Origin of the sequence: Anoxybacillus sp., assembly GCF_036834105.1 — a bacterium.
Taxonomy (GTDB): domain Bacteria; phylum Bacillota; class Bacilli; order Bacillales; family Anoxybacillaceae; genus Anoxybacillus.
Window position 1 is genome coordinate 1 of sequence record NZ_DAITON010000216.1, and the last position, 2,238, is coordinate 2,238.

Consider the following 2,238-nt stretch of genomic DNA (forward strand, 5'->3'; position numbering starts at 1 on the left):
GAATATTTCGTTTTTATAAGGGGGATAGAGGATAGGATAATGAAAAAGTTAATTATATTTACTATTGTTGGATTCATTGCTCAATTTATTGATGGTTCGCTTGGTATGGCGTACGGAGTAACCTCGACAACACTATTACTTGCATTCGGCATTACTCCCGCTGTTGCTTCCGCATCAATACACTTAGCTGAAGTCGTTACAACTGCTGCTTCTGGTGTTTCGCATTTTAAATTTGGAAATGTGGACAAAGACATGGTCATCAAATTAATTATTCCTGGATCGCTAGGTGCTTTTATCGGTGCTTGCTTCCTAAGCAATCTCCCCAGCGATCTGATTAAACCGTTTGTATCACTTTTTTTATTGTCACTCGGCTTTTATATCATGTATCGCTTTTTATTTCTTTCGAATAAACATGTGCTACAAAAACAAAAAAAGTTATCTAACAAACAACTCGTTCCCCTCGGTTTGATAGCTGGCTTTTTTGATGCAACAGGCGGAGGAGGCTGGGGACCAATTGCAACACCGGTTCTTCTCGCAAACAACAGCATGGAAACAAGAAAAGTGGTAGGAACTGTTGACACATCTGAATTTGCTATCGCGTTGTCAGCAACAATTGGTTTTTTCATTTCACTAGGTTGGGAACAAGTTAATTGGTATTGGGTTGGAACACTTATGGTTGGAGGGATTATTGCTGCTCCAATTGCAGCTTGGTTTGTTCGAAAAATACCGGCTCACTTACTAGGGGTACTTGTTGGTGGACTCATCATTCTCACAAATACTCGGACTATACTTCATACATGGAGCATACCTGAAAATTGGGATATATTCATTTATACAACAATCATACTCGGTTGGTTTATTGCCGTCTTAAAAACAGTTTATGACTATAAAAAAATATCCTTATCTGTAACGCACGTGGATTAATAAATGGGGTTTGCAAAAAATGTGTTAAAATAGTATTATGTAATAATCTTCTAGGGATCACACACATCTTTCAGAGTTTTTCATTCGTAAATGCATACTTAAGTTAAAAATCAAAATAAAAAAAGGGGCTTTACATGAAAAAACGAAAGCTCGGACATTCAAACTTATACGTGAGTGAAATTGGGTTTGGTTGTATGTCGCTTGGTACATCGGAAAGTGATGCGATTCGCATCATTCATGAAGCGATAGACAAAGGAGTGAACTACTTCGATACAGCCGATTTATATGATCGTGGGCTAAATGAAGAAATCGTTGGTAAAGCATTAAAAGGCAAGCGCCACGATGTCATCGTTGCAACGAAAGTAGGGAATCGTTGGACAGAACAAGGAGACGGTTGGACGTGGGATCCGTCAAAAGCATACATCAAAGAGGCTGTTAAACACAGCTTACGACGGTTACAAACCGATTATATTGATGTATATCAATTACACGGCGGAACGATCGATGATCCGATCGATGAGACAATTGAGGCGTTTGAAGAGTTGCAACAAGAAGGCGTTATTCGTTATTACGGTATCTCTTCTATGCGCCCAAATGTCATTCGCGAATATGTAAAACGATCGCGCATCGTTTCTGTTATGATGCCGTATAGTTTGCTCGATCGCCGCGCTGAAGAATGGTTTCCGCTTTTGAAGCAACATCACATTAGCGTCATTGCACGCGGACCGCTTGCTAAAGGATTATTAACTGAACGTCCCATTGAGCGAGCAAGCGATGGAACGAAACAAAACGGCTATGTCGATTATTCGTTTGCTGAATTAGTTACACTTATTCCAAAACTAAAAGCCGTTGCACCAAATGAAACGCTAACGGCGATTGCCCTTCGCTTTTGTTTAGCTCATGATGCGGTTGCAACAGTCATTCCAGGTGCAAGCCGATTAACACAGCTCATCGAAAACGTCGCTGCCCAATCGGTGACGTTAAGCGATGAACAAATAGCTATATTGAAAACACTAACAAAACAAACGATTTTTACTGCTCATCGATAACCGAGGTTCGAACCTCGGTTATTTAAATTTTCGCCAATCTAAATCACTTTCTTCTAACCATTCGGCAAACGTTTTATTTTTTTCACGTTTGCGCGCCTCCTCTTTCCGCTTTGCCTCCTCTTCTTCTTTTCGTTTTTGTTCTTCTTCTAGTAGTTCCTTTTGTTTTTGCTTTAACTGCTCAATCAGTTGCTCATTTAATCGATCTTTTAGCTTGAACTACCACTAGGCTAAAGCCATAGTGGATTCCTACGAACACCGAAAGTTT

General features: G+C 39.9%; 2 protein-coding genes and 1 pseudogene. 2 read left to right on the forward strand and 1 reads right to left on the reverse strand.

What is annotated here, in order from left to right:
* The first annotated feature begins 39 nt into the window (after positions 1–39).
* A complete protein-coding gene (locus V7Z64_RS13040; protein ID WP_297989981.1) occupies positions 40–924 on the forward strand; it encodes a sulfite exporter TauE/SafE family protein in 885 nt (294 codons plus the stop codon).
* Between the two features lie 134 nt (positions 925–1,058).
* Positions 1,059–1,973, forward strand: a complete 915-nt coding sequence (locus V7Z64_RS13045) for an aldo/keto reductase (RefSeq protein WP_297989983.1) — start codon at positions 1,059–1,061, stop codon at positions 1,971–1,973.
* Between the two features lie 18 nt (positions 1,974–1,991).
* Here V7Z64_RS13045 and V7Z64_RS13050 read toward each other — a convergent pair.
* A pseudogene (locus V7Z64_RS13050) lies at positions 1,992–2,189 on the reverse strand (YqkE family protein); the annotation flags it as partial.
* Positions 2,190–2,238 lie beyond the last annotated feature (49 nt).

Coding starts and splice junctions, on each gene's coding strand:
- V7Z64_RS13040 (WP_297989981.1), top strand. CDS start 40: ATGAAAAAGTTAATTATATTTACTATTGTTGGATTCATTGCTCAATTT.
- V7Z64_RS13045 (WP_297989983.1), top strand. CDS start 1,059: ATGAAAAAACGAAAGCTCGGACATTCAAACTTATACGTGAGTGAAATT.